The organism is Nocardia sp. NPDC003183 (assembly GCF_053590715.1).
On the sequence record NZ_JBSFTG010000014.1, the window covers coordinates 79,663 to 95,295 of the forward strand.

A 15,633-nucleotide genomic window follows, 5' to 3' on the forward strand; every position below is an offset into this window, starting at 1 on the left:
TGATGGGCGTCGACGCCACGACCATGGTCGTGGCCAGCGAGCGCGTGCTCGCGAGCCTGGTGGACTACTTCGACGTCGAGTTCGCCTATCTGCGCCACACCGTGCGTGAGCAGCGCCAGACCGTGCTGATCGCCGAGTGGCCGCGCCGGCCCTACGTGCCCGACCCCGACCCCTTACGCGTCATCGACTTCGCCGAGGCCGACTCGTTGTTCCTGGCCAGCGAGAACGCCGTCGAGCCGATCATCGTCAGCCGAGGCGACGAATACCCCGACTACCAGGAGATGATCAGGCAGACCACCGGCATGCCCTCAATGGTGACCGCCTGCGTTCCCCTGGTCTCGCGCGGGGTGTCCATCGGCGCGCTCGGTTTCGTCCGGCGCGGTGACCGGGCGTGGACCACCCGCGAGGTCAATGTACTCAAGGCGATCGCGGCCCTGTTCGCCCAGCTACAGGCCAGAGTGGAGGCCGAGGACCGGCTGCGCTACATCGCCTCGCACGACGATCTCACCGGCTTGGCCAACCGGCGCGCGCTGCTCGAGCACATGGAGGAACGGCTCGCGCCGGGGAACGAGGGTCCGGTCGCGACCTTCTTCCTCGACCTCGATCGGCTCAAAGCGCTCAACGACTTCCTCGGTCACAACGCGGGCGACAATTTCATCCGCACGCTCGCGGCCAGGTTGCGCAAGAACTTCGCCCCCGAGGACATGATCGCGCGCCTGGGCGGCGACGAGTTCGTCATCGTGCCCGCGAAGACGATGGACGCGGTGGCCGCCGAACTGGAGGCGAACCGGATCCAGGAGCTGGTCGGGCGCCGGGTCTCGGTCGGGCAGGAATCGGTGAGCCGCGGCGTCAGCGTCGGCGTGGCGCTCGGTGTGCCCGGCGAGACGACGGTGTCGGACGTGCTGCGCCGTGCCGACCACGCGTTGCTCTCGGCGAAATCCGGTGGTGGCAACGGGATCGCGGTGTTCACCGACGCCATGCGGGTCCAGTTCGAGTTACAGGACGACGTCGAGGTCAACCTGCGCAGCGCGGTGTCCGACGGGTCGATGGTGCTGCACTATCAGCCCGAGGTCGACCTGCGCACCGGACGCATCGTGGCGCTGGAAGCGCTGGTGCGCTGGCAGCACCCCACGCGCGGACTTCTGCCGCCCGGCGCGTTCGTCGCCGTCGCCGAGGCCACCAACCTGGCGGGCGAACTCGGCCGGTGGGTGATCCGGTCGGCTTGTTCGCAATTCGCCGACTGGCGCCGCCGCGGGCTGGCCGCCAATGTGGTGATCCGGATCAATGTGTCCCCGGTCCAGCTGGTGAGCGCCGATTTCGTCGAGCGCATCGAGGACATTCTCCGCCTGTACGGCATCGACGGCAGTTCCGTCTGCCTGGAGATCACCGAGCACGTCGTCGTGCAGGACCTCGTGCGAACCAGACTCACCCTGCGCGGCCTGAAACGGATGGGCGTGCAGATCGCCATCGACGATTTCGGTACCGGCTACAGCTCGCTCTCCCATCTCAAGGCGCTGCCCGTCGACGCCGTGAAGATCGACCGCGGTTTCGTGCAGCGGCTCGGCGACAGCGACGACGACCTGGCGATCGTGAAGTCGATCATCGGGCTGGCCGGGTCGTTCGGCCTCGGCGTGGTGGGCGAAGGAGTGGAGACGCCGATGGCGGCCAGGACGCTGGTCGGTCTCGGCTGCTACCGCGCGCAGGGGTTCCTCATCGCCAGGCCGATGCCGGGTGAGGAAGTCGAGGCGCACCTGCGCGAAGGACGTATCCCGCTCGACCTCGACCTGCCGCGCGCGGGTCGTGGCGTGGCGTCGAGCTGAATCGCGGCGATGCCGTCCGACGATTGGCTCCTGGTGGAGACCCTTCTCCCCGGTGGTGAGCCGACGGTGGTCGCCGCGGGCGCGCACCCGAGGCACTGGTCCGGGCTCGGCTCGCTGCGTCGGGTTCTCGGCCCGTCCCGCGCGCGGATCGCGGCAGAGGCGGTGCGGCGCTGCCACGCGGACGGGCACGCGCAGCGCCTGGTCGAGGCGGACACGCTGGTGGTGACCGAGCCGGTGCCGTGCGCTTACGGCGGCGTCCACGGGGTACGGCTGTGGGCCGGAGCCGTCGATACCCCGATCCCGCCACCGCGCCGAGTCGCCGCCTGGGACTGGGATGCCGACACCGAGCTCGCCCATCACGGACCCGGCCTGGAGGAACTCGTCTTCGCCAGGGACCCCGAACAGGTCCGGGTGATCCGCACGCCGCCCGAGGCATTCGGCCGGATGGCGCGCTTCGACGGGCGCATCGAGTACTTCGCGATGGTCGCGCGCATCGACGACGGTGGCCTGTGGCAGGGCGAGGTCGACATGGCGGGCGACGACGACGAGGTCCGCCACTTCCAGATGATCACCAGGGCGGTACCCGCGCAACGCCGGATCAGCGCGCTGATGCACGCCATCCCCGAGCTCGATTCCGCCCAGCCCGCGGCCGATCCCGATACGGCCATGTTGCGCGCCGTTTCGCAGAGCAGCGGTGTGGGTGTCGGCATCATCGAGCTGACCAGCGCCCTGATCTACGAATGGGCCGGACCACCGCTGCCCCCGCTGGATCGCTGGCTGGTGGAGCGACCCGTCATCGATCCTGATGATCTCGCCACGTTGCGGGGCGCCTGCCGCGACCTGGCCCGCACTCCGGGTACCGGCAGGCGACTGGCGCTGCGGGTGCGGTTCGCGGTCGGGGAGTGGATCACCGCGCAGGCCGAACTGGTGGCCATGGGTACGGGGCACGGGCTGCTGCGGGTGTGGTCGGCCGGTGACGGCTCGCTCGTCGCGCACTGAGCCGCATCTTTCGACGCTGTTCACCTCCCGTTCCTCGGGCAGGACCCGGAGGTAACCCGCGCGGCGCGACGATCGGCGTGTGCGCATCGTGCAGCTTGCCAATTTCTATGGCCCGCGATCGGGTGGGTTGCGCACTGCCCTGCACCACCTCGGTGAGGGCTATGTGGCGGCGGGGCACGAAGTGGTGCTGATCGTGCCGGGGTCGCGGCGTTCGGAAGAGGTTCTGCCCACCGGTGCGTTGCGAATTACTTTGCCCGCGTTGGGAATTCCGTGGACAGGTGGGTATCGCGCGGCGGATCCGCGGCGGGTGGCCGACGTGTTGTCCGGGTTGTCGCCGGACGTGCTCGAGGTGTCGGACCGGCTCACGCTGCGCGGTTTCGGCCGGTGGGCGGGGCGGCGCGGGGTGGCGAGCGTGATGATCTCGCACGAGCGCCTCGACCGGCTGCTCGGCCAGTTCCTGCCCGGACCCGCCGCGCGCCGCTGCGCCGACGTGGCCAACCGGCGCACGGCAGCCGACTACGACATGGTCGTGTGCACCACCGACTTCGCGCGGGAGGAATTCCTGCGGATCGGTGCGCCGAACGTGGAACTGGTCCCGCTCGGGGTCGACCTCGATCTGTTCAGTCCACGACGCCGTGACTCCGGCTTGCGCGCCGATCTCGGCGTCGCCGGGCATCCGATGCTGGTGCATTGCGGTCGGCTGTCGGTGGAGAAGCGTGTCGACCGCAGTATCGAGGCGGTCGGCGCCCTGCATCGCGCCGGCGTACCCGCCCGGCTGGTCGTCGCAGGCGACGGGCCGCGGCGCGAATCGCTCGAACGCCGCGCCCGCACCCTGCCCGCCCTGCCCGGTGGCGAGCCCGCGGTCCACTTCACCGGCTTCATCAACGAACGCGCGATGGTGGCGAAACTCCTGGCCACCGCGGATGTTTCACTGGCGCCGGGCCCGCACGAGACCTTCGGCCTCGCTGCTCTGGAGGCCTTGGCCGCGGGCACTCCGGTCGTGGCGAGCCGCTCGTCCGCCCTCGCCGATATCGTCACCGCCGAATGCGGGGCTATCGCCGCCGATCGGCCCCGTGCCTTCGCGCAGGCTGTCACCGATGTCTTGGCCATGCCCACCTCCGGCCGCCGTCGAGCTGCCCGCTCGCGCGCCGAGCAATTCGGCTGGCCCCGCGCGGTCGCGGGAATGCTCGCGGTGCTGGGTCGCTGATCGGGCAGGCTCGGCGTTCGGGCTCAGCTCTCCGAGCGGGCCGCCAGGACGGCGTCGTAGAGCTCGCGGCGGGAGGCGCCCCGGCCTGCGGAGACTTCGGCGCAGGCGTCCTTGAGCCGCATGCCGCCTGCCACCAGTGTCTCGACCTCGTCGACCAGTTCGGCGGGCTCGGCCGAAACCGGTTGGGAGCCTTCGAGAACCACGGTGATCTCGCCGCGGGCGCCATCGGCGGACCAGGCGGCCAGTTCGCCGAGCGTGCCGCGGACGACCTCCTCGTAGGTTTTGGTGAGTTCGCGGCAGATGGCGGCGCGACGATCGGGGCCGAGGACCGAGACCGCGTCGGCCATACAGTCGGCCAGGCGGTGGGGTGCTTCGAAGAAGACGATGGCACGCTGTTCGGAGGCCAAGGTACGCAACCACTCTCGGCGCTGGCCGCCCTTGCGCGGGGCGAAGCCGTCGAAACAGAAGCGTTCCACCGGGAGACCGGACAGGGCCAGCGCGGTGGTGACCGCCGAGGGGCCGGGCAGGCAGGTGACCGGGAGATCACGGTCGACGGCGGCGGCGACCAGGCGGTAGCCGGGGTCGCTCACCGACGGCATGCCGGCGTCGGTGACCAGCAGGACTGTCAGACCGCTCGCGATGTCGTCGAGCAAGGCGGGGATACGGGCGGCTTCCACATGGTCGTAGAAGCTGACGATGCGGCCGGTGATCTCGACGCCGAGTGCCTTCGCGAGCGATTTCGTGCGGCGGGTGTCCTCGGCCGCGACCACGTCGGCCGAACCGAGCGCGTCGCGCAGTCGCTGCGAGGCGTCGCCGATGTCGCCCATGGGGGTTGCCGCTAAGACCAACACAGTGTTGTCCGACCTCTCCGGTAAGTTCTCCCCGCAGGCGATCGAGTGCGGCGAGCAGTGCGGCCAGGCGGTATTCGGTCGCCCGGAAGCCGCGTGCGTAGATGGCGCGTGTTCATTCTGTCAGGCGGGGGAGCCGCGCCCGAGGGCGCGTAGGTGGGGAAACGAGGGGGCACAAGTGTCGGGTCGGACTTCGTGGGTGGCACCGCCTACGATCGGGGCGTGATCCCGGTGACCGATGAGCGCGCGATGCCTCCGTCGCGTCCCGTGTCGGCGTCGGTCAGTCCCGCGCCGCTGCGCCCGGCCCCCGATTTCGGTCCGCTCGACACCGCGCGCGGCTGGCTGGTCACCGCGGTGCTCACCGTCATCGCCGCGCTGACCAGGTTCATCAACCTGAACTATCCGACCGACGCGCGCACTCCCGTCTTCGACGAAAAGCATTACGCCCCACAGGCCTGGCAGATGGTCACCGGCGGCGGCGTGGAGGACAACCCCGCCTACGGCCTGGTCGTGCACCCACCCGTCGGCAAGCAGTTCATCGCCCTCAGTGAGGCGATCTTCGGCTACAACGCGTGGGGCTGGCGTGGCACGGCGGCGCTGGCGGGCACGATCCTGGTGCTGCTCGTGGTGCGGATCGTGCGCCGGATGGCCCGCTCGACGCTGATCGGCGCGTTCGCGGGTGTGCTGCTCATCGCCGAGAGCCTGACCTTCGTCTCCTCGCGCATCGGCATGCTCGACATCTTCATGTCGCTGCTGGTCACCGCGGCGTTCGGCTGTCTGATAGTCGACCGCGACGAAATGCGCGAGCGGATGGCTCGCGCGGATCTGGCCGGGCGGGTCGGCGTCTCGGACTGGGGTCCGCGGCTGGGCGTGCGCTGGTGGCGGTTCGGCGCGGGCGTGCTGCTCGGGCTCGCGTGCGGCACCAAGTGGTCGGGCATCTACTACATCATGTTCTTCGGCCTGCTCAGCGTGGCCTTCGACGTGAGCGCGCGCCGCGCGTACGGGGTGCGCAAACCGTGGCTGGGCGCGATGGTGCGCGACGTGGGGCCCGCGCTATACGCGCTGGTGGTGATTCCGCTGGTGGTGTACCTGTCCTCGTATTGGGCGTGGTTCGCCAGCGAGAACGGGGTGTTCCGGTACGCGGTGGGCAATCAGGTCGGCAGCGGTGGCGCGTTCGCGTTCCTGCCCGACGCGCTGCGCTCGCTCTGGTACTACCAGGGCGAGACCCTCGACTTCCATTCCAGTCTCACCAATTCGGCGGGCAACCACCATCCGTGGGAGTCCAAGCCGTGGACCTGGCCGATGGGCCTGCGCCCGATGCTCTACTACTACGCCGACGGCACCGTCACCGGTTGCGGCGAAGCGCAGTGCGTGAAGGCCGTGATGGCCGTCGGCACGCCCGCGCTGTGGTGGCTGGCGCTGCCGCTGATCGGCTGGATGGTGTGGCGTTCGGCGGTGCGCCGCGACTGGCGTTACGCGGCGGTGCTGGTGGGCTACGGCGCGGGGCTGCTGCCGTGGTTCCTGACGCTGGACCGCCAGATGTACTTCTTCTACGCGGTGGTGCTCGCGCCGTTCCTGGTGATGGGGATGGCGCTGGCACTCGGCGACATCCTCGGGTCGGCGAGACCCGCCGGGATACCGCGCAGTCCGACGGGTACCTATCTTCCCGCCCCGGTGAACGAGCGGTACGCGCTCGGCTTGCTGATCGTCAGCATCTATCTGGGCTTGGTGATCGCGAACTTCGTCTGGCTGTGGCCGATCCTCACGGGTCAGGCGATCACGCCGCAGAACTGGCAGGACCACCTCTGGCTGCCGAGCTGGCGGTAGCGCCGGGGGGAGTCAGTCCAGGGCGCGGTGGACGAAGGCGATCGCGTCGGCGTCGTCGAGTCCGAGCCGCCGGACCGTGGTCACGTAGTCGACGGCGGCCCGGCTGGCGATATCGCGGGTGGGGTCGCCGGAGGAGGCGATGAAAGAGCCTTGGCGGCCACGGGTTTCGAGCACGCCGTCGGACTCCAGTTCGCGGTAGGCGCGGGCGACGGTGTTGGGGGCGATGCCGAGATCGGCGGCCAGCGCGCGGACCGTGGGGATCTTGGTGCCCGCGGGGAGGGTGCCCGCGCGGACCTGCTCGATCACGGCCATGCGCAGCTGCTCGTAGGGCGGCTGCGAGGAATCGGTGGACAGCTCGACGTGGAACACGATGCTCACACCTCGTCTCGGGACAGCGGGCAGGACATACAGCGCGGACCGCCGCGGCCGGAGCCCAGCTCCGAACCGCTGATGGTGACCACCTCGATACCCGCCTCGGTCAGGCGCGAGTTGGTCATCTCGTTGCGTTCGTAGGCCACGACCACGCCGGGCGCGAGGGCGAGGGTGTTGTTGCCGTCGTCCCACTGTTCGCGTTCGGCGTCGGGCCCCTCGCGGCCGGTGTCGATCACGCGCAGCTTCGGAATGCCCATCGCCGCCGCGGCGGCGGGCAGGAACGGTTCGGGTCCGGTGATGCTGATGCGCTCGAGGTCACCGCGTCCGGAGAAGCCGTCCTCGCGGCGGATGGTGAACGCCTCCAACGATTTCCGCACGCCCGGATACATCACCACCGCGTCGGTGTCGACCATGGTGCAGACCGTGTCGAGGTGCATGGTGGCCCGGTTCTGCGCGATCGGCACCACCAGCACGGTGTGCGCGAGCTCGTCGTCGAACAGGCTGCGCGCCAGCGCTTCCGCGCCCGCGGGGGTCGTTCGCTCGCCGACACCCACGGCGACAACACCTTTGGCGAGCAGCAGCACATCGCCGCCTTCGATCGGCGCGGTGTGTGACTCGTAGGCCCGGCGCACGCCGAGGAAACGTGGATGGAACGCGTAGACGAGGTCGGTGATGGAGGTCTCGCGGCTGCGGGCGGGCAGGGCCAGCGAGGTGATCGCGACCTTCGGGCCGACCCAGAACGAGGAATCGCGGGTGAACAGCAGATTCGGGAGCGGATCGACGACGAAATCGCCGCCGTGGTGCATGCGCCGCACCAGCGAGGTGGCGTCGGGGCCGAACGGCAGCTCGTCGAAGGTCATTCCGGCCATCAGGATGTCGGCGAGCGCGGGGGCGTCGAATTTGCGCAGTTCGGCGGCGAGCTGGTCGGCCAGGCCGTGGCCGAGCCTGCGCGCGTCGACTGCCGCCGAGATGCCCTGGATCCTGGCTGCCCCACTGGCGCTGAGGGTTTCGGTCAGCAGGTCTGCCAGTAACAGCACCTCTACGCCGCGCTCGCGCAGTACGGTGGCGAAGGCGTCGTGTTCGGCTTGTGCGCGCTCGACCCAGGGGATGCCGTCGAACAGCAGCTGATCGTTGTTGCTCGGGGTGAGTCGGCGTAGTTCTGCGCCGGGGCGGTGCAGCAGCACCGTCCGTAGCTGGCCGACCTCGGAGGTGACGGTCAGGCGCGAGTCGGGGGCGGTTCCCATCTGCAAACCGTAATGCGAGGACCGCGTGTCTGCGAGCTGCAACGCGCTGGGTTCGGCCGCGGCTGCTCGTCGGTGACCGCCGCTCGGGCGCGTGTTCCGCCCATTTTTCGTACACGACACGAATACCTGAAGTATTGTTTAGGTGGTAGTGGGAGGAGCTATAGATGACGATGGCCGATTGGCAAACGAAGGAGCTGACCCCCGGGCAGCTATCCGATCGTAGTGGAGTTGCAGTGTCCGCGTTGCACTTCTACGAACGCGAAGGTCTCATATCGAGCCGTCGAACCAGTGGCAATCAACGTCGATATTCTCGCGAGACCTTGCGCCGGGTCGCCTTCATCCGTATCTCGCAGCGGGTCGGTATCCCACTCAGTGAGATTCGCTCGGCCTTGGACCGGCTCCCCGAGGGGCGCACCCCGACTCGTCGCGACTGGGAGAACCTGTCGACCACCTGGCGTGAGGATCTCGACGACCGCATCACCCAGCTCGTGCGCCTGCGCGACAATCTGACCGGCTGCATCGGCTGCGGCTGCCTGTCGCTCGGCTCGTGCAAACTCGTCAACGAGCACGACCGGCTCGGTGCGGAGGGTCCTGGTGCGCGCGTGCTCGATGTCCAGGTGAACTGCCCGCCGAAATCCGGCTGCGTATAGCTCTTGTCGGACGCCTCGGGCATCATCGCGGGTATGACTTCTCTGGATGCCAAGGCGAAGACTCTGCTCGAACTGCACCGTCCGGGAAATCCGGTGGTGCTGCCGACCGTCTGGGACGCATGGTCGGCGAATGTCGCTGTGGCGGCCGGTTTTTCGGGCCTGACCATGGGCAGCCACCCGGTCGCCGACTCGATCGGCCGCGCCGACGGTGAGGGGATGAGTTTCGACGAACTCCTGGCCCGCGTCACCCAGGTCACCGCCTCGGTCGAGGTCCCGGTCTCGGTCGACATCGAATCCGGCTACGGCCTCGAACCGCTGCAACTGATCGACGGCCTGCTCGCCGCGGGCGCCGTCGGCCTCAATATCGAGGACACGGTGCACAGCGAGGGCAAGCGTCTGCGTTCGCCCGCCGAACACGCCGACCTGGTCCGCGGCCTGCGCGAAGCCGCCGACGCGGCGGGCGTGCACGTTGTGGTCAACGCCCGCACCGACCTGTTCGTGCGCCAGGACGGCGACGAGGCCGACCGCCTCGACCGTGCCATCGCCCGCCTGACCCTGGCTGCCGAAGCGGGTGCCGACGTTCTCTACCCGGTGGGCAAGCACGCCGATGCCGACCTGCGCCGGCTCACCACCGAGCTGCCGCTGCCGGTCAACGCGATCGGCCAACCGGGTAGCCCGGCCAAGGACTACTTCGCCGGCCTCGGCGTCGCCCGCATCAGCTTCGGCCCGTTCCTTCAGGCCGCATTGGGCGCCGAGGCGACCAACCTGCTGGCTGCCTGGAAATAGCCGCTAGGCCTTACCTTCGACCTCCGCGGCGACGCCGTTGAGGATCAGTTCCAGGCCGAAGACGAAGTCGCCGTCCGCCGGATCGTCGGGCGGCGACTGGAACAGCGGTGAGGCGAACAGCGCGGCCGCCTGCGGGAGCGTGTGGGGATCGACCAGCCGGGCCAGCGCCGCGCCGTAGTGCTGGTTGACGTCGGCCTCGTCCAGGCCGGTGCCCTGCCTGGCGTCCGTCAATTGCTGGGTGAGCAGACTCGATTGCCGCACATGCATGTCCACCAGCATCACGATGCCCACTTTGGTCGCCCAATCGAGCTCGGTCGCGGCGAGGGCGCGCAGCGCGGCGTCCAGCCAACCGATCGCGTGGGGTCCACGCGGTGGTCCGCTGATCGGCAGTTGCGCGTGCCACGGGTGCGCGAGTAGGACCCCGCGAAGGGCGTGCGCCCATCGGCGCAGTCCGGCGCGCCACTGTCCGGGGTCGGAACTGATGTCCGGTGCGGGGCCGAGTGCGAGATCGGACATCAACTCGAACAGTTCGTTCTTCGAGCCGACGTGGCGATAGAGCGCCATCTTCGTGAAGCCGAGGGTCGAGGCGACTTCGGCCAGGGTCACCGCCCCGATGCCGCGCCGGTCGGCCAGCTCCACCGCGGCGCGCACGACGCGCTCGACGTCGAGCTCCGCCGGTCGGCCGAGCCGCGCTCGATCCGGTAGTCGCCAGAGTCTGCTCAGGTCGGCGGGCACCGGCTCGTCGGTCATCGCGGAGACTTCCTCCTGGGTTCGGGCAGCGTCGGTCGGCTGCGGGCACATACTATCCACGCGATTACTATCCTTGAGATAGTATCCCAGGGATAATTAGTGCTGCCGCTATCCGAGAGGTTGGCAACCCGCATGACCGATCAACTGGTCGCCCCCAGACCGCGAGTGCACGACGTCGACGCGCTGCGCGGCTTCGCGCTCTTCGGCATCTTCGTCGTCAACATCACCTTCATGGCCTCGGGATATCCCGGCAATCTGGTCATCGATCCCGCCTTCACCTCGCCCCTCGACGACGCTGTGCGCGGCCTGTCGTCGGTGTTCGTCGACATGAAGTTCTATGTGCTGTTCTCGTTCCTGTTCGGCTACAGCTTCACGTTGCAGATGGAATCGGCGGCCGCCGCCGCAGTGGCCTTCGAACCGCGCATGCTGCGCCGGATCGCGGGGCTGTTCGTGCTCGGCGTGCTGCACATCGTCTTCCTGTACGGCGGCGACGTGCTGACCACTTACGCGCTGGCCTGCCTGGTGCTGTTCTGGATGCGGCGATGCCGGGATCGGACGGCGCTGCGGGTGGCCGCCGCGTTGTACGGCGTCGTGCTGGCGAGCCTGCTGCTGAGCGGGCTTTTCCTCGACACCGCGAGCTTCTTGCCCGCGCCGGAGGTGGCGCACGCGAACGCCGAACAGGCCACCTCGGCGATGCTGGGCGGCTGGGGCGACATCATCGGCCAGCACCTCGACGGATTGGTGTTGCTGATCCTGCAGGCGGTCAGTCTGCAGGGCCCCACCGCGCTGGCGATGTTCCTGCTCGGCATGGTCGCGGGTCGCCGGCAACTGTTCGCGCGGGTCCGCGGCGACGAACCGATCCTGCGGCGAATCCAGTGGGTCGGCTTTCCGGTGGGATTGGCGGGCAGCACGGTGTACACGCTCGGCGGGGGTACCGGGCACACGCTCGCGGTCGCCGTCAGCGTCGCCACCGCACCGTTGCTCGCTGCCGCCTACGTCGCGACGTTGCTGCGCTTGATGCACAGTCCGCGTACCGCGTGGATCCGCTCAGCGCTCGCGCCGGCGGGACAGATCGCGTTGACCAACTACCTGGGGCAATCCGCGATCGGCCTGGTGATCTTCACCGGCGTGGGATTCGGTGCGGCCGGTAGCTTGTCGCCGTTGGCGACGATGGCGCTGGCGCTGCTCGTTTTCCTGGCGCAACTCTGGGTGAGCGCGCTGTGGTTGCGCCGGCATCGATACGGCCCCGCCGAATGGATCCTGCGATGGGTGACCATCGGTCGCAGACCGGCCTGGCGACCGCTGCCGACCGCGGTGGGCTGAGGTACCCGGCGATTCCGAACGGTGGCGCACCGCGAAAGGCCGTGCGCCACCGTTCGTTCGACTATTCCTTGGGCTCGACGTAGCGCGGGAAGACCGGCTCCGGCGCGGGCAGGTCGAGACCGGGAGCCAGGGGAGTGGCGATGTCGGCGAAGGTGCGGCCTTCCTGGGCGAGCAGGTCCAGGATCTTGGCCGCGGAGCCCGGCATCACCGGTTGGACCAGGATGGCGACGATGCGGACCACCTCGAGGGTGACGTAGAGGACCGTCGCCATGCGGGCCAGGTCTTCTGCGGTGCCCGACTTGCGCAGTGCCCAGGGGGCATTGGCGGAGAAGTAGCGATTGGTTTCGCCGAGGGTGAGCCAGATGGCTTCCAGGGCGAGGTGCATCTGCTGGACGTCGAACTCGGCGCGGCATTTGGCGAGCAGCCCGTTCGCGCGGTCGAGCAGCGCACGGTCTTCGTCGGTGAACTCGCCGGGCGTGGGGGACTTGGCGTCGCAGTTCTTGTTGACCATGGTCAGGCTGCGCTGGACCAGGTTGCCGAACTCGTTGGCCAGGTCGGCGTTGATGCGGCCCGCGATGGCGTCGTTGCTGTAGCTGCCGTCCTGGCCGTAGGAGATCTCGCGCAGCAGGAAGAACCGCACCTGGTCGAGGCCGTAGGTGGACACCAGCGAGAGCGGGTCGACGACATTGCCCGTCGACTTCGACATCTTCTCGCCCTTGTTGTACAAGAACCCGTGCACGAACACCCGGTCGGGGAGTGCGATCCCGGCCGACATCAGGAACGCGGGCCAGTACACCGTGTGGAACTTGGTGATGTCCTTGCCGATGATGTGCAGGTTGGCGGGCCAGAACTTCTCGAACGCGGCGGAGTCGGTGTTCGGAAAGCCCACGCCGGTCAAGTAATTCGTGAGCGCGTCGACCCACACGTACATCACGTGGTCGGGCGCGCCGGGGACCGGAACACCCCAGTCGAAGGTGGTGCGGGAGATCGACAGGTCCTTCAGCCCGGACTTGACGTAGCTGACGATCTCGTTGCGCCGCGTCGAGGGTGCGATGAACTCGGGCCGCTCCTCGTAGAGGGCGAGGAGCTTGTCCTGATACTCCGAGAGCTTGAAGAAGTAGTTCGACTCCTCGGACCAGGTGACCGGGGTCTTGGTCTCGGTGGACTCGCGGGTGCCGTCGGCGAGGAGGGTGGTCTCGTCCTCGTTGTAGAAGGCCTCGTCGCGCACCGAGTACCAACCCGAGTAGTTGTCGAGGTAGATGTCGCCATTGGCGAGCATCCGTTCCCAGATGGCGACGCTCGCGGCCATGTGGTCGTCATCGGTGGTGCGGATGAAGCGGTCGAACGAGATGTCGAGCGCCTTGTCCATCGCCTCGAAGACGTCGGAATTGCGGGCCGCGAGCTCCTGCACCGGGATGCCTTCGGTGGCGGCGGTCTGCTGCATCTTCTGACCGTGCTCGTCGGTGCCGGTCATGAAGAACACGTCGTAACCGTCGAGTCGCTTGAAGCGGGCGATCGCGTCGGTGGAGATGTACTCGTACGCGTGGCCCATATGCGGCACACCGTTGGGGTACGCGATGGCCGTCGTGACGTAGAAGGCGGGCGCCTCGGCGCCTTCGGCTGCACTCATGATGGGCACTACTCTAATCCGGGTGGCAAACACGAATCGTCCGGCTCCGCCTGTTCCGCCGCCGCTCGCGCCCCTGATCGACGCGCATACCCACCTCGATGCCTGTGGCGCAACCGATGCCGCGTCGACCTCGGCCATCGTCGACCGGGCCGCCTCGGCCGGTGTCGGGCACGTGGTGACCGTTGCCGACGATCTCGCCGCCGCGCAGTGGGCCGTGCGGGCCGCGAACTGGGATCCGCGGGTGTACGCCGCTGTCGCGTTGCATCCCACCCGGGCCAACGCCCTCGACGACACGGCGAAGACCGAGCTCGAGCACCTCGCCACCGACCCGCGCGTGGTCGCGGTCGGTGAGACCGGCCTCGACTACTACTGGCCGGGCAAGCTCGACGGCTGCGCCGACATCGAAACCCAGATCGAGGGTTTCCGCTGGCACATCGACCTGGCCAAACGCGTGCGCAAACCGCTGATGATCCACAACCGCGAAGCCGACCACGACCTGCTCACGGTGCTGCTCGACGAGGGTGCGCCGGACACGGTGATCTTCCACTGCTTCTCCTCGGACGCCACGATGGCCGAGGCGTGCGTGGCGGAGGGGTACGTGCTGAGCTTCTCGGGCACGGTGAGTTTCAAGAACGCACACGAATTGCGCGAGGCCGCCAAGCTGGTGCCCGACGACCAGATCCTGGTGGAAACCGATGCGCCGTATCTGACACCGCACCCGTATCGCGGTGCGCCGAACGAGTCGTACTGCCTGCCGTACACCGTCCGCGCGCTCGCCGAAGTGCGGGAACAGGACCCGCAGACGCTGGCCGAGATCACCACCGCCAACGCGCGCAGGCTGTATCGGATTCGGTAGTCCGTTTCGCCGGATCGACAGGGGGCTGGACATTAAACGTGAGTCGGCTCACATTCCTTCGCTGACATCGTTATCTACCAGCGCGGTCTATATCGAATTGTGATCTACGATCCCGCTGTTCGGGCGGCCTGGTGTTGTCTACCGCGCACCGCGTCGTTATCGTCCTGTAATCATGTCAGCTTTTGCGCGGATCAACTCGTCACGTTCACCGCTGCTGTTCGCAGCGGTGGCGGCCATGCTGCTGATTCTTCTCGTCGGCGCCTCGCTGGCCATCGTGAACCACAAGACGGTCGCGATCGTCATCGACGGCGAACGGACCGAGCTCTCGACGATGTCGCGCGACGTGCGCGCCATCCTGGCCGACGCGGGCTACGAGATCGCCGAACACGACGAGGTGATCCCCGCCGCGAGCGCCAAAGTCGGCGACGGCGCCACCATCACCTTCAACCGGGGCCGCGAGATCACCGTCACCGTCGACGGTGTCGAGCGCAAGGTGTGGACCACCGGCACCACCGCGGGCGACGCGCTGGCATCGATGCAGATCCCGTCCGACACCCACGTGTTGCCCTCGCGCACCGAGAAACTGCCCCTCGCGGGTGCGGCGCTGAGTGTGTATACCCCGCGCACCATCGCGCTGGTCGACGGTGGCGCAGCCCCGGTCGATGTGCGCCTCGCCGCCGCGACCATCGGTGAATTCCTCACGGCCGCGGGCGTTCCGTTGAAGGACGAGGACTTCACCGAGCCCGCCGCCACGACCCCCCTCGCCGAGGGCATGCAGGTCGTCGTCACCCGGCAGCGCACCGAACAGCGCACCGAGACCCTGCCGCTCGATCCCACCGAAACGGTGATCGAGGACGTGACCATGAACATGAGCCGCACCGTGGTGGAGAACCCGGGGATGCCCGGTCTGCACGAGGCGACGTTCGCGGTGAAGATGGTGAACGGCGTCGAAGCCTCACGCGTGCAGGTGCATTCGAATGTGATCACGCCCGCGCAGAACAAGACGATCCGCAAGGGCGCCAAGCCGGGGACCGAGGTTCCGCCGGTGCGTGACGGTGCGGTGTGGGATGCGCTGGCCAAGTGTGAGTCGACGGGGAACTGGGCGATCAACACCGGCAACGGGTACTACGGCGGTATCCAGTTCGATCAGAGCACCTGGGAACGCCAGGGTGGCTTGAAGTACGCACCGCGCGCCGACCTGGCCAGCCGCGAAGAGCAGATCGCGATCGCCGAGGTGACGCGGGCACGTCAGGGCTGGGGCGCCTGGCCCGCGTGCACCGGACGCCTGGGAATCAGCTGATTTCGCAAGAACAGTAGGTAA

At 68.4% G+C, this 15,633-nt stretch carries 14 protein-coding genes; 9 read left to right on the forward strand and 5 right to left on the reverse strand.

Translation table 11 applies throughout. The annotated features are described in order from the left end of the window. Nucleotides 1–2 precede the first annotated feature (2 nt). The 3 genes from ACWDXS_RS28840 to ACWDXS_RS28850 all read left to right on the forward strand — a co-directional run bounded on the left by ACWDXS_RS28840 (nucleotide 3) and on the right by ACWDXS_RS28850 (nucleotide 4,026). Nucleotides 3–1,820 (forward strand): putative bifunctional diguanylate cyclase/phosphodiesterase, encoded by a 1,818-nt coding sequence (locus ACWDXS_RS28840; protein ID WP_449970380.1) that lies wholly within the window; start codon nucleotides 3–5, stop codon nucleotides 1,818–1,820. Nucleotides 1,821–1,829: 9 nt separating this feature from the next. Further along, on the forward strand, nucleotides 1,830–2,819 hold the full coding sequence (locus ACWDXS_RS28845) for a GAF domain-containing protein (RefSeq protein ID WP_449970383.1): 990 nt from the start codon (nucleotides 1,830–1,832) through the stop codon (nucleotides 2,817–2,819). Nucleotides 2,820–2,898: 79 nt separating this feature from the next. Next, nucleotides 2,899–4,026 carry a glycosyltransferase gene (locus ACWDXS_RS28850; protein ID WP_378993229.1) on the forward strand — a complete coding sequence of 376 codons (1,128 nt, stop codon included), beginning with the start codon at nucleotides 2,899–2,901 and terminating at the stop codon, nucleotides 4,024–4,026. 23 nt (nucleotides 4,027–4,049) lie between these two features. Here ACWDXS_RS28850 and rsmI read toward each other — a convergent pair whose 3' ends face one another. Beyond that, nucleotides 4,050–4,919, reverse strand: coding sequence for a 16S rRNA (cytidine(1402)-2'-O)-methyltransferase (gene rsmI / locus ACWDXS_RS28855; protein WP_387445894.1), 870 nt, complete (start codon nucleotides 4,917–4,919; stop codon nucleotides 4,050–4,052). Between the two features lie 177 nt (nucleotides 4,920–5,096). On the opposite strand from rsmI, the gene ACWDXS_RS28860 reads away from it, so the two are divergent. Then, nucleotides 5,097–6,701, forward strand: coding sequence for a dolichyl-phosphate-mannose--protein mannosyltransferase (locus ACWDXS_RS28860; protein WP_449970387.1), 1,605 nt, complete (start codon nucleotides 5,097–5,099; stop codon nucleotides 6,699–6,701). A 12-nt stretch (nucleotides 6,702–6,713) separates the two neighbouring features. Here the strand turns inward: ACWDXS_RS28860 and ACWDXS_RS28865 are convergent, their stop codons facing one another. Together ACWDXS_RS28865 and arcA are read right to left on the reverse strand one after the other, a co-directional pair. Continuing rightward, on the reverse strand, nucleotides 6,714–7,079 hold the full coding sequence (locus ACWDXS_RS28865) for a GntR family transcriptional regulator (protein ID WP_378993225.1): 366 nt from the start codon (nucleotides 7,077–7,079) through the stop codon (nucleotides 6,714–6,716). After that, nucleotides 7,076–8,317: an arginine deiminase gene (gene arcA / locus ACWDXS_RS28870; protein ID WP_378663679.1), complete on the reverse strand. Its 1,242-nt coding sequence runs from the start codon at nucleotides 8,315–8,317 to the stop codon at nucleotides 7,076–7,078. Before arcA ends, ACWDXS_RS28865 begins: the two co-directional genes overlap by 4 nt. 164 nt (nucleotides 8,318–8,481) lie before the next feature. On the opposite strand from arcA, the gene soxR reads away from it, so the two are divergent. Next, nucleotides 8,482–8,967, forward strand: coding sequence for a redox-sensitive transcriptional activator SoxR (gene soxR, locus ACWDXS_RS28875; protein ID WP_101465780.1), 486 nt, complete (start codon nucleotides 8,482–8,484; stop codon nucleotides 8,965–8,967). Nucleotides 8,968–9,000: 33 nt separating this feature from the next. Beyond that, a complete protein-coding gene (locus ACWDXS_RS28880; RefSeq protein ID WP_379312055.1) occupies nucleotides 9,001–9,753 on the forward strand; it encodes an isocitrate lyase/PEP mutase family protein in 753 nt (250 codons plus the stop codon). Nucleotides 9,754–9,756: 3 nt separating this feature from the next. On the opposite strand, the gene ACWDXS_RS28885 is transcribed toward ACWDXS_RS28880, so the two are convergent. After that, complete coding sequence (locus ACWDXS_RS28885) at nucleotides 9,757–10,554, reverse strand: TetR/AcrR family transcriptional regulator (protein ID WP_449970603.1); 798 nt, start codon at nucleotides 10,552–10,554, stop codon at nucleotides 9,757–9,759. Nucleotides 10,555–10,635: 81 nt separating this feature from the next. Here ACWDXS_RS28885 and ACWDXS_RS28890 point away from each other — a divergent pair, with 81 nt between their 5' ends. Further along, nucleotides 10,636–11,826 (forward strand): DUF418 domain-containing protein, encoded by a 1,191-nt coding sequence (locus ACWDXS_RS28890; protein ID WP_449970393.1) that lies wholly within the window; start codon nucleotides 10,636–10,638, stop codon nucleotides 11,824–11,826. Nucleotides 11,827–11,887: 61 nt separating this feature from the next. Here the strand turns inward: ACWDXS_RS28890 and metG are convergent, their stop codons facing one another. Beyond that, on the reverse strand, nucleotides 11,888–13,456 hold the full coding sequence (gene metG / locus ACWDXS_RS28895; RefSeq protein ID WP_387445826.1) for a methionine--tRNA ligase: 1,569 nt from the start codon (nucleotides 13,454–13,456) through the stop codon (nucleotides 11,888–11,890). Between the two features lies 1 nt (nucleotide 13,457). On the opposite strand from metG, the gene ACWDXS_RS28900 reads away from it, so the two are divergent. Both ACWDXS_RS28900 and ACWDXS_RS28905 read left to right on the forward strand, forming a co-directional pair. Then, entirely contained in the window at nucleotides 13,458–14,312 is an 855-nt protein-coding gene (locus tag ACWDXS_RS28900) for a TatD family hydrolase (RefSeq protein WP_449970606.1), read from the forward strand. Between the two features lie 172 nt (nucleotides 14,313–14,484). Beyond that, the gene (locus tag ACWDXS_RS28905) at nucleotides 14,485–15,612 is read left to right on the forward strand and encodes a transglycosylase family protein (RefSeq protein WP_378993213.1); all 1,128 of its coding nucleotides are present in this window, start codon (nucleotides 14,485–14,487) and stop codon (nucleotides 15,610–15,612) included. Nucleotides 15,613–15,633 lie beyond the last annotated feature (21 nt).

What these genes read in the sequence shown, in the direction of transcription:
- ACWDXS_RS28840 (WP_449970380.1), top strand. Translation starts at nt 3, where the DNA reads ATGGGCGTCGACGCCACGACCATGGTCGTGGCCAGCGAGCGCGTGCTC.
- ACWDXS_RS28845 (WP_449970383.1), top strand. Translation starts at nt 1,830, where the DNA reads ATGCCGTCCGACGATTGGCTCCTGGTGGAGACCCTTCTCCCCGGTGGT.
- arcA (WP_378663679.1), bottom strand. Translation starts at nt 8,317, where the DNA reads ATGGGAACCGCCCCCGACTCGCGCCTGACCGTCACCTCCGAGGTCGGC.
- soxR (WP_101465780.1), top strand. Translation starts at nt 8,482, where the DNA reads ATGACGATGGCCGATTGGCAAACGAAGGAGCTGACCCCCGGGCAGCTA.
- ACWDXS_RS28880 (WP_379312055.1), top strand. Translation starts at nt 9,001, where the DNA reads ATGACTTCTCTGGATGCCAAGGCGAAGACTCTGCTCGAACTGCACCGT.
- ACWDXS_RS28885 (WP_449970603.1), bottom strand. Translation starts at nt 10,554, where the DNA reads ATGTGCCCGCAGCCGACCGACGCTGCCCGAACCCAGGAGGAAGTCTCC.
- ACWDXS_RS28890 (WP_449970393.1), top strand. Translation starts at nt 10,636, where the DNA reads ATGACCGATCAACTGGTCGCCCCCAGACCGCGAGTGCACGACGTCGAC.
- metG (WP_387445826.1), bottom strand. Translation starts at nt 13,456, where the DNA reads ATGAGTGCAGCCGAAGGCGCCGAGGCGCCCGCCTTCTACGTCACGACG.
- ACWDXS_RS28900 (WP_449970606.1), top strand. Translation starts at nt 13,458, where the DNA reads ATGGGCACTACTCTAATCCGGGTGGCAAACACGAATCGTCCGGCTCCG.
- ACWDXS_RS28905 (WP_378993213.1), top strand. Translation starts at nt 14,485, where the DNA reads ATGTCAGCTTTTGCGCGGATCAACTCGTCACGTTCACCGCTGCTGTTC.